Source organism: Desulfotignum balticum DSM 7044, assembly GCF_000421285.1.
Taxonomy (GTDB): domain Bacteria; phylum Desulfobacterota; class Desulfobacteria; order Desulfobacterales; family Desulfobacteraceae; genus Desulfotignum; species Desulfotignum balticum.
Genome location: NZ_ATWO01000001.1, coordinates 3,244,247 through 3,257,590 on the forward strand (window position 1 = coordinate 3,244,247; position 13,344 = coordinate 3,257,590).

At 53.1% G+C, this 13,344-nt stretch carries 15 protein-coding genes and 1 riboswitch; of the genes, 9 read left to right on the forward strand and 6 right to left on the reverse strand.

Annotated elements, in window-relative coordinates; all coding sequences use genetic code 11:
* Positions 1 to 12: 12 nt before the first annotated feature.
* Positions 13 to 567: an FmdE family protein gene (locus K365_RS0116375; protein ID WP_024335452.1), complete on the reverse strand. Its 555-nt coding sequence runs from the start codon at positions 565 to 567 to the stop codon at positions 13 to 15.
* A 219-nt stretch (positions 568 to 786) separates the two neighbouring features.
* On the opposite strand from K365_RS0116375, the gene K365_RS0116380 reads away from it, so the two are divergent.
* The 3 genes from K365_RS0116380 (at position 787) to K365_RS0116390 (ending at position 1,990) form a co-directional block, all read left to right on the forward strand.
* On the forward strand, positions 787 to 1,371 hold the full coding sequence (locus tag K365_RS0116380; RefSeq protein WP_024335453.1) for a DUF2889 domain-containing protein: 585 nt from the start codon (positions 787 to 789) through the stop codon (positions 1,369 to 1,371).
* Positions 1,372 to 1,445: 74 nt separating this feature from the next.
* The gene (locus K365_RS0116385) at positions 1,446 to 1,733 is read left to right on the forward strand and encodes an AbrB/MazE/SpoVT family DNA-binding domain-containing protein (protein ID WP_211221127.1); all 288 of its coding nucleotides are present in this window, start codon (positions 1,446 to 1,448) and stop codon (positions 1,731 to 1,733) included.
* Positions 1,718 to 1,990, forward strand: a complete 273-nt coding sequence (locus tag K365_RS0116390) for a type II toxin-antitoxin system RelE/ParE family toxin (RefSeq protein WP_029725442.1) — start codon at positions 1,718 to 1,720, stop codon at positions 1,988 to 1,990. Before K365_RS0116385 ends, K365_RS0116390 begins: the two co-directional genes overlap by 16 nt.
* A gap of 63 nt (positions 1,991 to 2,053) precedes the next feature.
* On the opposite strand, the gene K365_RS0116395 is transcribed toward K365_RS0116390, so the two are convergent.
* The 5 genes from K365_RS0116395 to K365_RS0116415 form a co-directional block, all read right to left on the reverse strand.
* Complete coding sequence (locus K365_RS0116395; RefSeq protein ID WP_024335456.1) at positions 2,054 to 2,938, reverse strand: amino acid ABC transporter permease; 885 nt, start codon at positions 2,936 to 2,938, stop codon at positions 2,054 to 2,056.
* Positions 2,928 to 3,755, reverse strand: a complete 828-nt coding sequence (locus K365_RS0116400; protein WP_024335457.1) for a transporter substrate-binding domain-containing protein — start codon at positions 3,753 to 3,755, stop codon at positions 2,928 to 2,930. The genes K365_RS0116395 and K365_RS0116400 overlap by 11 nt, the downstream gene beginning before the upstream one ends.
* Before the next feature lie 22 nt (positions 3,756 to 3,777).
* Positions 3,778 to 4,548: an amino acid ABC transporter permease gene (locus K365_RS0116405; RefSeq protein ID WP_024335458.1), complete on the reverse strand. Its 771-nt coding sequence runs from the start codon at positions 4,546 to 4,548 to the stop codon at positions 3,778 to 3,780.
* 80 nt (positions 4,549 to 4,628) lie between these two features.
* Positions 4,629 to 4,961, reverse strand: coding sequence for a hypothetical protein (locus K365_RS0116410; RefSeq protein ID WP_006967270.1), 333 nt, complete (start codon positions 4,959 to 4,961; stop codon positions 4,629 to 4,631).
* Positions 4,962 to 5,001: 40 nt separating this feature from the next.
* A complete protein-coding gene (locus K365_RS0116415; RefSeq protein ID WP_024335459.1) occupies positions 5,002 to 5,643 on the reverse strand; it encodes a tetratricopeptide repeat protein in 642 nt (213 codons plus the stop codon).
* A gap of 311 nt (positions 5,644 to 5,954) precedes the next feature.
* Between K365_RS0116415 and K365_RS27460 the strand changes: the two genes are divergently transcribed.
* The 6 genes from K365_RS27460 to K365_RS0116455 all read left to right on the forward strand — a co-directional run bounded on the left by K365_RS27460 (position 5,955) and on the right by K365_RS0116455 (position 12,895).
* The gene (locus K365_RS27460) at positions 5,955 to 7,277 is read left to right on the forward strand and encodes a (Fe-S)-binding protein (protein ID WP_084489868.1); all 1,323 of its coding nucleotides are present in this window, start codon (positions 5,955 to 5,957) and stop codon (positions 7,275 to 7,277) included.
* A gap of 95 nt (positions 7,278 to 7,372) precedes the next feature.
* Positions 7,373 to 8,413, forward strand: coding sequence for a DctP family TRAP transporter solute-binding subunit (locus K365_RS0116435; RefSeq protein ID WP_029725447.1), 1,041 nt, complete (start codon positions 7,373 to 7,375; stop codon positions 8,411 to 8,413).
* Positions 8,394 to 8,888, forward strand: a complete 495-nt coding sequence (locus K365_RS0116440) for a TRAP transporter small permease (RefSeq protein WP_024335463.1) — start codon at positions 8,394 to 8,396, stop codon at positions 8,886 to 8,888. Before K365_RS0116435 ends, K365_RS0116440 begins: the two co-directional genes overlap by 20 nt.
* Positions 8,885 to 10,162: a TRAP transporter large permease gene (locus tag K365_RS0116445; RefSeq protein ID WP_024335464.1), complete on the forward strand. Its 1,278-nt coding sequence runs from the start codon at positions 8,885 to 8,887 to the stop codon at positions 10,160 to 10,162. The genes K365_RS0116440 and K365_RS0116445 overlap by 4 nt, the downstream gene beginning before the upstream one ends.
* Positions 10,163 to 10,202: 40 nt before the next feature.
* A complete protein-coding gene (locus K365_RS0116450; protein WP_024335465.1) occupies positions 10,203 to 11,576 on the forward strand; it encodes an FAD-binding oxidoreductase in 1,374 nt (457 codons plus the stop codon).
* Positions 11,573 to 12,895 (forward strand): (Fe-S)-binding protein, encoded by a 1,323-nt coding sequence (locus tag K365_RS0116455; RefSeq protein ID WP_006967262.1) that lies wholly within the window; start codon positions 11,573 to 11,575, stop codon positions 12,893 to 12,895. The genes K365_RS0116450 and K365_RS0116455 overlap by 4 nt, the downstream gene beginning before the upstream one ends.
* A 159-nt stretch (positions 12,896 to 13,054) precedes the next feature.
* A riboswitch (cobalamin riboswitch) is annotated at positions 13,055 to 13,266 on the forward strand.
* Positions 13,267 to 13,344 lie beyond the last annotated feature (78 nt).

A 13,344-nucleotide genomic window follows, 5' to 3' on the forward strand; every position in this document is an offset into this window, starting at 1 on the left:
CCCGCTCACATGTTAGATTTTCTGCTCATGCCGGGAAAAACAGGGGATACACAGGTCTTGGCCGCCAAACCGCCGGATCCGGGATTCCATCACTTTTTCCCCGCATTCCTTGCAGATGATACTCTCGAGAATCCGGGCCGGACGTACGGGGGGGACTGCCACGGAAGACACGGAAAACAGATCCGCCAGATCCGCCTCCATGATGGCCCGGGTCCGGGCATCTCGTTCCGAATCCCCGTTGGCCGGTTCAAACGCCTGGATCGCGTCATCCTGAAACAAGGCCCGGAACCCTTCCGATTTGTCCCGGTCAAAAAAAGTGAACCCGGCCTTGCCGTAATCCTTATGAATCAAATTGCCCTTGCCGAAGGTACACCCGGTCAGAAACTGGATGCCGTCCACCCCGCACATATCGGTTTCCGTCACGCACACCATGTTGGCGCCCGGCCTAAAATCCAGGCGGCTCAACGCCAGCTCCGCCGCCCGGATCCCGATGGCCAGGCCGGGGCAGGAATGCCCGTGAAATGCAATGGTTTCTTGTATTTTTGTTTCATCGATCTTGCAGGCCATAAGTTCTCCTTGGGATATGAAAGTTTTAAGTGTTAAGATTTAAGTTTTAAGCCGATATATGGCGGGTTACCCTTTTTTCATTATGCAGACCTTTGCAGGTGATTTGCCGGGTCATGGCATACCCCCTTGCTATCCACCGGCATTATAGGATAGCATAAGCACTCATTTTTAACCCCTCATAATGATTTCCTCCCGGAAAGTCAACCCAAAGGAGCTGAGATGCTGGCTGACCTGATAAAAGACCTCTCCCGGATCCATACCCGGGATATCCGGATGTCCACCTTTCCCCATGACAACAGCCAGGTCATTGTCACAGGAGAACTCATGGATACCCGGTATATCAAAATATTCGACATCACGGGCAAAGTCCTGGAACCCGGCACCATCCACCATATCCGCCTGTTCTGCCGGATCGCCCCGGATCCCCTGCGCATTGTGGAGGCGTTTGCGGACATGCCCGTCATTCCCATGGAACCATGCCGCACCACCCTGGACCGGGTCCCGCTTTTAACGGGGCTGGAGATCAAACCCGGGTTCACCCGCAAGGTCAGTGAAATCATGGGCGGTACCAGAGGCTGCACCCATCTGGCCACTTTGACCAAAGCCATGGCCCAGGAGATCGTCCATGGCTGGCTGACCGAGAAACGCCGGAACCCCGCCCCGCTGCCGGACAATCTCGAAGATATCAAGGAAAAAGGATTTCTGGTGGACTCCTGCCGCATGTGGAAAAAAGATGGCCCCAAGATCCAGGCTTTGGCCCGGGCCATTCGAAATGCCGGGTGTAACAGCCCCAAAAAACTGTAAACCCTTGACGCGAATAAATTAAAGACCTAAAATAGATTAAAAGTTTAATTGCTTAATTGATTACAAAAGGGGCCATGATGTCAATATCAACCATAATGAAAATAAGCCACCAAGGGCAGATCCGCATACCAAAAAAGATCATGCTCAGTCTCGGGATAGAAAAGGGTGATTATCTTGAAGTGGCTATTCATGAAAATCAGATCATCTTAAAGCCCAGAAAACTGATCGATCCTTCCCAGGGATGGTATTGGACAAAAGAATGGCAGAAAATGGAATCCCAGGCAGATGAAGACATTGAAAAAGATCAGTTATCCGGAAAATTCGACTCTGCAAAAGAAGGGTTGAAATGGTTGAAAAAATAAACTCTTTTCAATTCAGCAGACGATTCAAAAAAGAGTATCAAAAATTGCCAAAAAAAATTCAAAAGACCTTTGATGAAAAACTCTCTCTTTTTTTGGAAAACCCATCACACCCATCGCTCAGGGTCAAGCAGATACAGGGAACAAAAAATCGTTGGGAGGGTTCAATCACCATGAAATATCGATTTACGTTTCAATTTGTTGAAGACGGACTGATTTTCAGAACCATCGGAACTCACGATATATTAAACCGAATATAAACAACCCCCCAGTATGAATCGGGCACTGCCCAGGGAGGGCATCCGGGTGACCGGCAAAAGGGATTACTGCCGGATGGCCATGCGCTTTTCAAAAAACGAGATGGTCCGGGACAAGGAAAAGGTCAGGATAAAATACAGCAGGGTGATGGTGATCCAGATTTCAAAGGTCAGAAACGTGGCTGCCATCAGTTCCATGCCCTGGAAGGTGAGTTCCTGGACCGAGATGACCGAGACAATGGCGGAATCCTTGATGGTGGAGATGAACTGGCCGGCCAGGGGAAATGCGGCCCGCCGGAACGCCTGGGGCAGGATCACCAGACGGAAGGTGTTGAACGGGGACAACCCCAGAGACCAGGCTGCTTCCCACTGCCCGCCGGACACCCCGTTGATCCCGCCCCGCACGATTTCAGAAATATACGCGCCTTCATAAATGGCCAGGGCGGCGGCCGCAGACACAAATGCATTGATCTGCCCGGATTCCGCCAGCAACAAAGAGATGGCCCGGGTCACGGGGGCGCTCTGATTTCTGACCCATTGATCCAGGCCCATGGCATCCAGAAACTGGGAGGAAACAAAATAGTAGAACAGGATCACCAGAACCAGAGACGGAATGTTTCTCACCGTCTCCACATAGAACCGGCTGATCATCTGCCCGATAAACCCGCCCCGGGCACCCATGATGCCGGACAAAGTGCCCAGAACAAAGGCGATTCCCATGGACCAGATGCTCAGTTTGAGGGTGGTGCCGAACCCCTGGAGCAGCATGTTGGCATGAAACCGGCCGGTCTCGGGGTCTTTGAACAGAAAATATCCGGGAATGGCCTGCCAGTCCCAGTGGTAGTCCAGCACCTGGACCATGCGCACAAAAAAAAAGAAAACCCCGGCAGTCACGGCCAGTACCACAGCCAGATCCACCAGGGTCAATGGTTTTACAGATTTATTTAACAAGATCTTCCCAGTCTCTGGATTCAAACCAAAAGGCTTTTTTCTCCTTTAAAAACCCGCTGGCATGCTGATTGATGATCCAGTTGTTGAAAAAATTGACGGCATCCGGGTCTCCTTTGCGGATGGCAAATCCGATGGGCTCTTTGGTAAAATTCTCTTCCAGAGGAACAAACAGCTTGTCCGGATATTTCAAGGCATGGAACACGGGCATGGGGGCTGAAGAAACCACGGCATGGACCCGACCCAGGTTCAGTTCCTGCAGGGCCTGGCTTTCATTTTCAAACAACCGCAGGCTGGCTTTGGGCAGAAACTTTCTGGCCGCCTGTTCCGCCGTGGTTCCCATGCGCACGGCAACGTTCACATCCTTTTTGTTAAAATCGGCCAGGGAGGAAAAGCCCTGGGCCTTTTTCCGGTGGGCCACCATGGACATGCCTGAATAATCGTAGGGCGTGGTAAAATTGACTTTCAGGTTCCGCTGAGCCGTGATGCCCATGCCCCCGATAATCACATCGAACTTGCCGGTCATCAGGGCCGGGATGATCCCGGACCAGGCCGTGGGCACAAACTCCACATCCACCCCCATGTCTTTGGCCAGCTGCCGGGCCACATCGATCTCAAATCCGACCAGTTTGCCTTGTTTGTCTTTCATGGCCCAGGGCACGAATGTGGACATCCCCACCCGGATCACCTTGTCTTTCTGGATCTTTTCAATCACACTCTCTTTGGAAAGCCGGTCCCCGGTCTCTCCGGCCAGGCACAGGGCAAGGGGCATAAGCAGGATCAATCCCACTGCCATCAGCACTTTTTTCATATCAAACATAGCCTCTCCTTTTCCGTTTAAATTAATTCACAAATCTCATCCGGGTTTCGATTCGCCGGATGATAAAAGACAATGTCGCTGTAATGGATAGATAACATAATGCCACGGCAAACCAGATTTCAAAAGTCAAAAACGTTTCAGATACGATTTTTTGCCCCTGCATGGTCAGATCATAAATGGAAATGGTGCTCACCAGCGCGGAATCCTTGATCAGAGACACACTCTGGCCGGCCAGCATGGGCAGGGTCTGGCGCAGCATCTGGGGAACAACCACCTTATAGTAGGTGGCAAAAACCGGCAGGCCGATGCTCTGGGCCGCCTCAAACTGACCTTTGGGGATATTGATGATACCTGACCGGATGATTTCCGAAGAATACGCCCCTTCAAACAGGCTTAAGGCAATCACTGCGGACGTAAAGGCAGACAGATCCAGCACCGGTGAGATGACAAAATAAATGACAAAAATCTGGATTAAAAGCGGGGTGTTGCGGATGGTTTCCACATAACACCAGGCCAGCACCCGCAAAGACACATAAGGCGACAATCTGGCAAACGCGGACACCATACCGGTGACCAGTGCAAGCACCAGAGAAATCGCGGAAATTTTGAAGGTGATCCACACGCCCTGGAGCAGAACCCCTGCCACAAACCGCCCGTTTTCAAAGGAAAAAAAATACGGGGCCACACGATACCACTGCCAGTTATACGACAGATTCTTGTACCCGATCACCACCGCCAGAATCAGCACGGCAGTGAAAACGGATGCCGCAAGTATATTTTTTTTGTGCTTCATTTATCTTTGCTCCGCCCGTGCCAGGATAACAAGCAAAGACAATACCACAAAGACAACCAACCTGCCAGATATAATGCGGCTTAAAAGTGCCGGATCGAATCCACGACAAACGGGGTGCTCTGGGTGGCCACGCTCTTTTTTTTCACCCAGATCCGGGCCATGGCCACGGATTCGCCGTCAATGTTGGTCATACTGGCCAGTTCCTCGGCAAATCCGATGTCTTTGATCTTGAACTCATAGTAAAAAGTTCCGGCAGTGAACGGATCGACAATCAGGATGATTTTTTCCGGGTCCCAGGGATGTTTTCTGGGAGATCCGGAAAACGGCACATGGTCTTTTCTGTCCACATTCCTGGATTTTGCGTAGGCCTGAATTTCAAATTTTTCTATGGTGTTCAGTGTCGTCACATTCATGAATTTTCTCCCGTTAAAAAAGACAAATCAAGAATATCCATTAATTCTGCTGTCTCATGCGCGAGACAATATCCGCCACCTTTTCACCCCCGGGCGTGGTGGCATCCGGATTGACTTTCACCAGTGCTTCCCAGGCGGCCATGGCACCGGGCAGGTCATTGAGGTCCGCCATGAGCACCACGCCTTTGTTGAACAACGCAGTTTCAAACCCCGGAGAGGCGGCGACGGCCTGATCAAACGCCTGAATCGCTTTGTCCGGTTCCCCGTTCCGGCGGTACATCACGCCCATGTCCGTGAGCACGGCCGGATCTCCCGGCACCAGGGCCAGTGATTTCTGATACGCCTGGATGGCTGAATCCGGCTGATCTGCATCAAAATACACATGACCCAGATTGGCCCAGGCCCGGGCATCTTCAGGGTGCTGTTTCACAAGTGCTTCCAGTTCCGCAATCTTGTCGTCCATATCCGGTGCGGCTGTCCCGGCGGTTTCCGAATGTGCGTCTGAACCCGGTGCCGGACCGGAATGGACGTCCATCCGGGTTGCGGAACCATCTTTGGCCAGTTTAAAAGAAGTGTATGCGGCCCCGACAATAAATCCGACCGTCAAGGCAGCCAGGATCATTATGTAAAGCGTTTGACGCGAAACAGCGCCGCTTTTTTCCGTCATGGTATCTGTTTTCATGTGATATGTTTTCTCCCGTCAATCCGCCCGGATCCCCGGGCAGGTAAAAATTGAATACAGTTTAAATCATCACGGGCAAATGTCAAATAGCCTGTGGCCTGTTTTTTCAACAATTTTTTTAAAATACAGCCCCGGCATCCATTGTGCTCTTGACATACTAAATATAAAATTGTTATCTACTTCAGGCAAACCTTAATAACAAGGAGTCTGACACATGGAAAAGATTGCCGTTGTCGGGTGAGAATCATACATTGAAAGATAAACCATATAAATCATTTTGACGGGATGATAGATAAAGAAAGGAACGATTCATGGCAGAAGCGGTGATAAAACTGGGCAAAAAAAAGGCCCGAAGTTTGTTTATTGACAAGGTCAAGGAAATTCTGCCGGAAGGCGGAAATCTGAACGCCTGCCTGACCTGCGGCGCCTGTTCATCAGGGTGTCCGGCCACAGGCTTGAGAGATATGGACCCGCGTAAATTTCTGCGCATGGCTGCCCTGGGCATGGACGAGGAAATTGCCGCCTCAGACTGGCCCTGGATGTGCACCATGTGCCAGCGGTGCATCTATGTCTGCCCCATGAAAATCGACATTCCCCAGCTGGTGTTCAACGCCCGGGCCCTGCGGCCCAGGGAAGAACGGCCCAAAGGGATTCTGGGTTCCTGCGACATGGCATTGAGAAACGACACCGGCTCTGCCATGGGCACCACGGAAGAGGACTTTGAATTCGTGGTCGAGGATGTGCTGGAAGAATACCGGGAAGCCCAGCCGGAATTTGCAGACATGCAGGCCCCCATTGACAAACAAGGCGCGGAATTTTTCCTGAACCAGAATTCCAGAGAACCCGTGACTGAACCCGACGAACTGGTGCCGTTGTGGAAGATCCTGCACCTGGCCGGTGTGGACTGGACCTACGGCAGCAAAGGCTGGGCCGGAGAAAACTACTGCATGTTCCTGGCCGATGACGACGGATGGAAGCATATTACCAAAACCAGTGTGGATCAAGCCAATAAGCTGGGGTGTAAAACGTTCCTCAATACCGAGTGAGGGCACGTCACTTTCTCAGTCCGGGCCGGACTGAAAAAATTCAACCTGGAACACAACTTTGAAGTCAAAAATATTTATGAATATTATGCCAAGTGGATCCGTGAGGGCAAACTCAAAGTCAACTCCGACTGGAACAAGGACCTGAAGATCAAATTCACGGTGCAGGACCCCTGCCAGATCGTTCGGAAAAGCTATGGGGATCCCATTGCCGAAGACCTGCGGTTTGTGGTCAAATCCGTGGTGGGTGAAGAAAACTTCATCGACATGCAGCCCAACCGCTCCAACAACTACTGCTGCGGCGGCGGCGGCGGATTCCTGCAATCCGGGTTCAAGGAGGAACGCCTGGCCTACGGTAAAATCAAGGACGACCAGATCAAAGCCACAGGCGCAGACTACTGCATTGCCGGGTGCCACAACTGTCACGCCCAGATCCATGAACTGAGTGAACACTATGGCAGCAACTACCCCGTGGTACACATGTGGACCCTGATCTGTCTGTCTCTGGGTATCCTGGGCCCAAACGAACGGGAATATCTGGGGGATGATTTAAAAGAAGTCAATGTATTCCACCCGGAAACCGCTATGTAACACTTAGGTTTCACATTTGATTAAACAAAGGGGGGCCGGCAAAATTTTCAATATCTGCCGAACCCCCCTTTTTTGTAAAACAAGGAGCCGTTTGCATGAAAACGTCACATATCAAACCTGATTTTTGCCTGTCCGGCATGGTCTTTCTGATATTTTTCTTCATGGGATTTTTTCAACCGGCATTTGCCCAGACCGTGAAGTTCGGCCATGTGGCCCCGCCGTTTCACGGCCAGGCCAAGGGTGTGGATGCCTTTGCTGATTATGTGAAAGAAAAAACCCACGGTGACATTGACATTGCCACATTCCCGGCCGGGCAGCTGGGCGGGGAACGCTCTCTGGCCGAACAGGTGCAGGCCGGCACCCTGGAAATGGCGGCCGTTGCCACGGCCGTGCTTCAAAATTTCGTGCCCCAGTGCAGTATTCTGGATATGCCGTTTCTGTTCCCGAACCGGCAGACCCTGTATGCCACCATTGATGATCCGGAAGTTCAGGAACGCATTTTTTCCTATTTCCCCAAAAAAGGCTTCATTGCCATCGGGTGGACGGAAAATGAATTCCGGGATTTTTCCAATAACAAGCGCCCGGTTCGGACCCCGGATGACATCAAAGGCCTTAAAGTCCGGGTCATGAATTCTCCCACGTATCTGGACACGTTCCGGCAGCTGGGAGCATCTCCCGTGGCCATTCCGTTTCCTGAAACCTACAATGCCCTGCAGACCGGCGTGATCGACGCCCAGGAAAATCCGCTGATCACCTCCATTCTCATGAAATTCACGGAAGTAACGCAATATGTGACCCGGACCCAGCATTGTGTCACGGAATGTGTCATTATTGTATCCGTGGATTACTGGGAAAGTTTGACCCAGGCCCAGCAGCAGATTTTCAAAGAGGCGGCCCGGCAGTCCATTCAAATCAACCGGACGGTCACAGCGGCCCTGCATGAGTCGTTACCCAAACTCAACATGTCCGTGGAGGCCTATGCCAGGGCCAACAACATTGAAATCATTGACCTGTCTGAACAAGAGCGCGAAATGTTCCGCAAAGCCATGACCCCGGTCTGGGACAAATACCGCAAAAAAATCGGGGACGATCTGTTTGATTTTGTGCTGGAAAAAATTGAAACCCACGGGATGTAACCGGTTTTTTGTTTTTATTCACCGGGTGGAAGAGATCACCCTGGTGTGGACCATTCTGATCCTGGCTCTGATCGGATTTGTCCAGGTCATTTCCAGGTATGTGTTCAGTTATTCCTTTACCTGGTTTGAGGAACTGGGCCGGTATATCGGCGTGTTTGTGGCATTTTCAGGCGCATCCATCGGAGTGCGCACGGGCAGCCATTTTACCATGGATCTTCTGGTCACCCACATGAAACCGCCCTGGCAGGGCCGGGTCCGAACTTTCACCAACAGCCTGGCCGCCGGGTTTTTCTTTATTGTGGCGTATCATTCCTGGAAAATCGTGCTGCGCATGCATGGCTATGAAACCACCTCCCCCACCCTGCAGATCCCCATGTATATCGCCTATCTTCCCATCCCCGTGTTTTGTGTGTTCATCGGGATCCGGTTTCTGATCACCGCCTTTGCCAAGGACATGAAAAGGCAGACACCATGATTTTATTCATTGGCCTGTGCTTTACCGTGCTCCTGTTTTCAGGCGTGCCCATTGCCGTGATCTTAGGCGTGACCACTCTTATGTCCCTGGTGTTTTTTTCCAACACCCCATTGACCATCATCACCCAGCAGCTGTTCAACGCCCTGGACCAGTTTGTGCTCCTGGCCATTCCGTTTTTCATTCTGGCCGGGGCCATCATGACCCGGGGGGGCATTGCCAGGCGGCTCATTAATTTTGTCAATGCCCTGGTGGGATGGTTTCCCGGGGGGCTTGCCATGGCCGGTATCCTGGGCTGCATTTTTTTTGCCGCCATTTCCGGATCATCGCCTGCCACGGTGGTGGCCATCGGCGCCATCATGATCCCGGCCCTGATCAAGGCCGGGTATGGTGAAAAATTTTCCTTAGGCCTGATCACGGTGTCCGGTTCTTTAGGCATTGTGATCCCGCCTTCCATTCCCATGATTCTTTACTGCCTGGTCATGAACGTGTCCGTGGCGGAAATCTTCATGGCCGGGGTGATGCCGGGGCTGCTCATCGGATTCTCGTTGATGGTGTACACCTTTTTTGTGGCCAAAAAACACAACTGGCGCATTGACCAAAACGCTTCTGTGGCCCGGTTGATCGAAACGGGCAAAGACGGCATCTGGGCGTTGATGCTGCCGTTCATTGTGCTGGGGGGCATCTATTCCGGGGTATTCACCCCCACGGAAGCCGCTGCCGTGTCCGTGGTCTATGCCCTGTTTGTGGAAATGGTGATCTATAAAGAGTTCGGCATCAAAGACCTGACGGACGTATGCCGGGAAGCCGCCATTCTGTCCGCCTGCCTGCTGTTTATTCTATCATGTGCCATGACCTTTATCTGGCTGCTCACGGCCGAACAGATTCCCCATCATCTGGCAGATATCATTATCCGATACATTGACACGCCCTGGATGTTTCTGCTCACGGTCAACCTGCTGTTTCTGATTCTGGGATGCTTTATGGATGATGTGTCCGCCATGCTCGTTCTGGCCCCGCTGTTTTTAGAAACCCTGAACCGGTACGGCATCGACCTGGTGCATTTCGGAATTGTCATGGTGCTCAACATCCAGATGGGTATGCTCACCCCGCCCTTTGGCCTGAACCTGTTTGTGGCTTCGGGCATCACCAAAGCGCCTATTGTGACCATTGCCCGGGGTGTGGCCCCGTTTCTTTTGATCATGCTGGCCTGCCTGATGCTGGTCACCTATATTCCCTGGATTTCCCTGGCACTGCCCCACTGGCTGCTCAAATAGGGGGCCGGCCCCAACAGACCCGACAAAAAAGGAGACGGCATTGATCTCACCGGACCTGACAAACCAGTTTCTGGCCATTGTGGACCCTGCCCGGTGGCTGGACAAAAAAGAACAGCTTTTCTGCTATGCCTATGACGCGTTTGTGGAAGAATCCATGCCCGAAGCCGTGGTTTTTCCCGAAACCACGGAAGAGGTGTCGCAAATTCTGGCTCTGGCATCGGCCCACCAACTCCCGGTCACGGCCAGAGGCGCGGGCACCTCGGTGTGCGGGGCCCCGATACCGGCCCGCCACGGCCTGGTGATCTGTTTTTCACAAATGGACCGGATCATTGAGATCAACACCAAAGACCGGTACATTATTGTGGAACCCGGCGTGGTGAACGCCGATCTCCAGGCAGCCCTGGCGCCTGACCGATTTTTCTTTCCCCCGGACCCCGGGTCCATGAACATGTCCACCATCGGCGGCAACATTGCCCAGAACGCGGGCGGCCCCCGGTGCCTGAAATACGGGGTGACCCTGGATTATATCCTGGGCCTGGAGGTGGTGCTGGCCTCGGGCAAAATCATCACCTTTGGCAGCAAAAACATCAAGGATGTCACGGGATACAAGCTGGCGGCCCTGTTCTGCGGGTCTGAAGGCACGCTGGGGCTGGTCACCAAAGCAATCCTCAAGGTGGTACCCGTGCCGGAAACCGTGAAAACCATCATGGCCACGTTCAAAGACCTGGATGACACGGCAACGGCGGTCACGGACATCATCGGGTCCGGGATCCTGCCTGCAGCCATGGAACTGATGGACCAGCTCACCCTGAACGCCATCGAGGACAAGGCCGGCTTAGGCCTGGACAGAGAAGCGGCCGGGACCCTGCTCATCGAGGTGGACGGGATGGCGGAAGCCTGTGACAAACAGATCCGGCTGATCTTAGAAAAACTGCATGCCCACCATGCCGTCCATATCCAGGAAGCCGGAACAGCCGCGGACAGAGAACGGCTGTGGACGGCCCGGCGCTCGGCCTACGGCGTGTTTGCCAAGCTGGCCCCGGACATTATCTCAGAAGATGTCACCGTGCCCGTGAGCCGGGTCCCGGAAATGGTGCGGCGCATCGTACAGATCGCTGACAGACATAAATTACGGGTGGGGATTCTGGCCCATGCCGGGGACGGCAACATGCACCCCATGATCCCGGCGGACAAAAGCAATGCCGAAGAATGGGAGCGGGTCATGGCCGTATTTGACGAGATCTTCCGGGCCGCGGCCGATCTGGAAGGCACCCTGTCCGGGGAGCACGGCATCGGCCTGGCCAAGGCCAAGTACCTGCCCCTGGTCATGGACCCGGGCACCATTGATTTCATGAAAACCATCAAGCAGGCCGTGGATCCGGACGGGATCCTGAACCCGGGAAAATTCGTATGACAAGAAAACCCATCCAGAACTGCGGCAAATGCGGGCTGTGCCTGTCCGTATGCCCGGTGTACCAGGTGATCAAGCAGGAACAGGCATCCCCAAGGGCCCGGCTCCAGCTCATCAAGGCGTTTGAAAAAAAAGATCTGTCCGCCTCGCCTTTGCTGAAAGACCTGGTGTCCCAGTGCCTGATGTGCGGGGCCTGTAAGGTTGTGTGTCCATCCGGCATCAATCACTATGCCAGATTCATGGACATGCGGGAACAGCTGGCCCGGTCTTTACCGGAACCTTCAGCCATAAGAAGTCTGGTGTATCTGCTGGCCAAAGAATACCGCCTGCGCATGGGGGCCGGCCTGGCCAGGATCGGCCGGGGCCTCACCCCGGCAGCCCTGGAAAAAGCTTACAAAATCGGCACCATCCCGGTTCACCGGTTTCCAGAGATGAACCGCCGGCCTTTGCGCAGCACCCTGTCCCGGGTGTCTTTTGCCAGGGGCAACCCCAGAGGACGGGTGATCTATTTCACGGGATGCGCCACCAACTATATGTTTGCCGACACGGGACAGGCCACCGTCCATATCCTCACTCAGCTGGGGTATGAGGTGGTGATCCCGGAAAGCCAGACCTGCTGCGGTATCCCCATGATGTTCCACGGGGCCAGGGACCGGGCCCGTGAAAACATGGCTGTCAACCTGGCGGCGATCCAGAAGGCCATGGGGGAACACGGGGGCCATACCCGAAAAAACGCCCTGGATGCAGCCGCAGAAAACTGGGATGCCGTGATCGTGGACTGCACCACCTGCGGGGCGGCCCTGAAAGATGAATACCCGGCTTTAATGAACATCCCGGCCGGCAGGGGCCATGCCGCAGCCCTGACCCGAAAAATCATCCCGGGCATGCCGGACCTGATCGCCCAGAAAACCCGGGATATTCTTTCGTTTCTCCATGACCACATCAATGACCTGGCCGCTGCCATGACTTCGGACATCTCGAAGCACAAAGTGATCTACCATGCCCCGTGTCATTCGAAAAACAGCTTCAATTCCCTGGCAAAGGTACAGGCGCTTCTCAAGGCCCTGCCCTGCTTTGACTATATCCCGGTTCCGGATGAAGCGGCCTGCTGCGGCGGCGGCGGTACGTTTTTCTATGAATACCCGGATATTTCCAAAAAAATGATGGCCAAAAAACTGGCCGGCGCCCGGACTTCAGGGGCTGATTTCTGGCTTACGGACTGCCCCGTGTGCCGGATCAACCTTCACGGCAACCTGTCTGAAAAAGACAACCTGACTGTGGTCCACCCCGTCACCCTGATCAGCCAGGGATTGGGAAAATGAAAATCCATCTGAAAAAAGGCCGCGCCCACGTGACAGAAAAAAAAAGCGGCAGGACCTGCTGACTGAAACCATCCGGAATAAATATTCTGCTTGACATTCCATATTTGTAAAGACTATTAGTAAAGCGATTGAATTTTTCAGCCTGTATTATTTAACCTGGGCTGAAAAGATCCTCCAGGTGCTTATGAAGAGCCGGAATACGGTTCTTTAAGCTGAAAAGGGAATCCTGTTAAAATCAGGAACGGGCCCGCCGCTGTAACCGGGGACGAAAGCCGCAGTTTGTCACTGTTTATTGATTGAATATAAACGGGAAGGCGCGGCAATTAGAATGATCCGGAAGTCAGAAGACCTGCCTGGAAGGAATTTTGGGATTATTTTTCGCGGAAGAAAGATAACCCCGTTGTGGACCGGATTGAATACGGAATCCCCTGACCATGATATTGAAAAAT

Coding starts and splice junctions, on each gene's coding strand:
- K365_RS0116415 (WP_024335459.1), bottom strand. CDS start 5,643: ATGAAAACAGATACCATGACGGAAAAAAGCGGCGCTGTTTCGCGTCAA.
- K365_RS0116410 (WP_006967270.1), bottom strand. CDS start 4,961: ATGAATGTGACGACACTGAACACCATAGAAAAATTTGAAATTCAGGCC.
- K365_RS0116435 (WP_029725447.1), top strand. CDS start 7,373: ATGAAAACGTCACATATCAAACCTGATTTTTGCCTGTCCGGCATGGTC.
- K365_RS0116375 (WP_024335452.1), bottom strand. CDS start 567: ATGGCCTGCAAGATCGATGAAACAAAAATACAAGAAACCATTGCATTT.
- K365_RS0116445 (WP_024335464.1), top strand. CDS start 8,885: ATGATTTTATTCATTGGCCTGTGCTTTACCGTGCTCCTGTTTTCAGGC.
- K365_RS0116390 (WP_029725442.1), top strand. CDS start 1,718: ATGGTTGAAAAAATAAACTCTTTTCAATTCAGCAGACGATTCAAAAAA.
- K365_RS0116455 (WP_006967262.1), top strand. CDS start 11,573: ATGACAAGAAAACCCATCCAGAACTGCGGCAAATGCGGGCTGTGCCTG.
- K365_RS0116385 (WP_211221127.1), top strand. CDS start 1,446: ATGATGTCAATATCAACCATAATGAAAATAAGCCACCAAGGGCAGATC.
- K365_RS0116380 (WP_024335453.1), top strand. CDS start 787: ATGCTGGCTGACCTGATAAAAGACCTCTCCCGGATCCATACCCGGGAT.
- K365_RS0116400 (WP_024335457.1), bottom strand. CDS start 3,755: ATGTTTGATATGAAAAAAGTGCTGATGGCAGTGGGATTGATCCTGCTT.
- K365_RS0116405 (WP_024335458.1), bottom strand. CDS start 4,548: ATGAAGCACAAAAAAAATATACTTGCGGCATCCGTTTTCACTGCCGTG.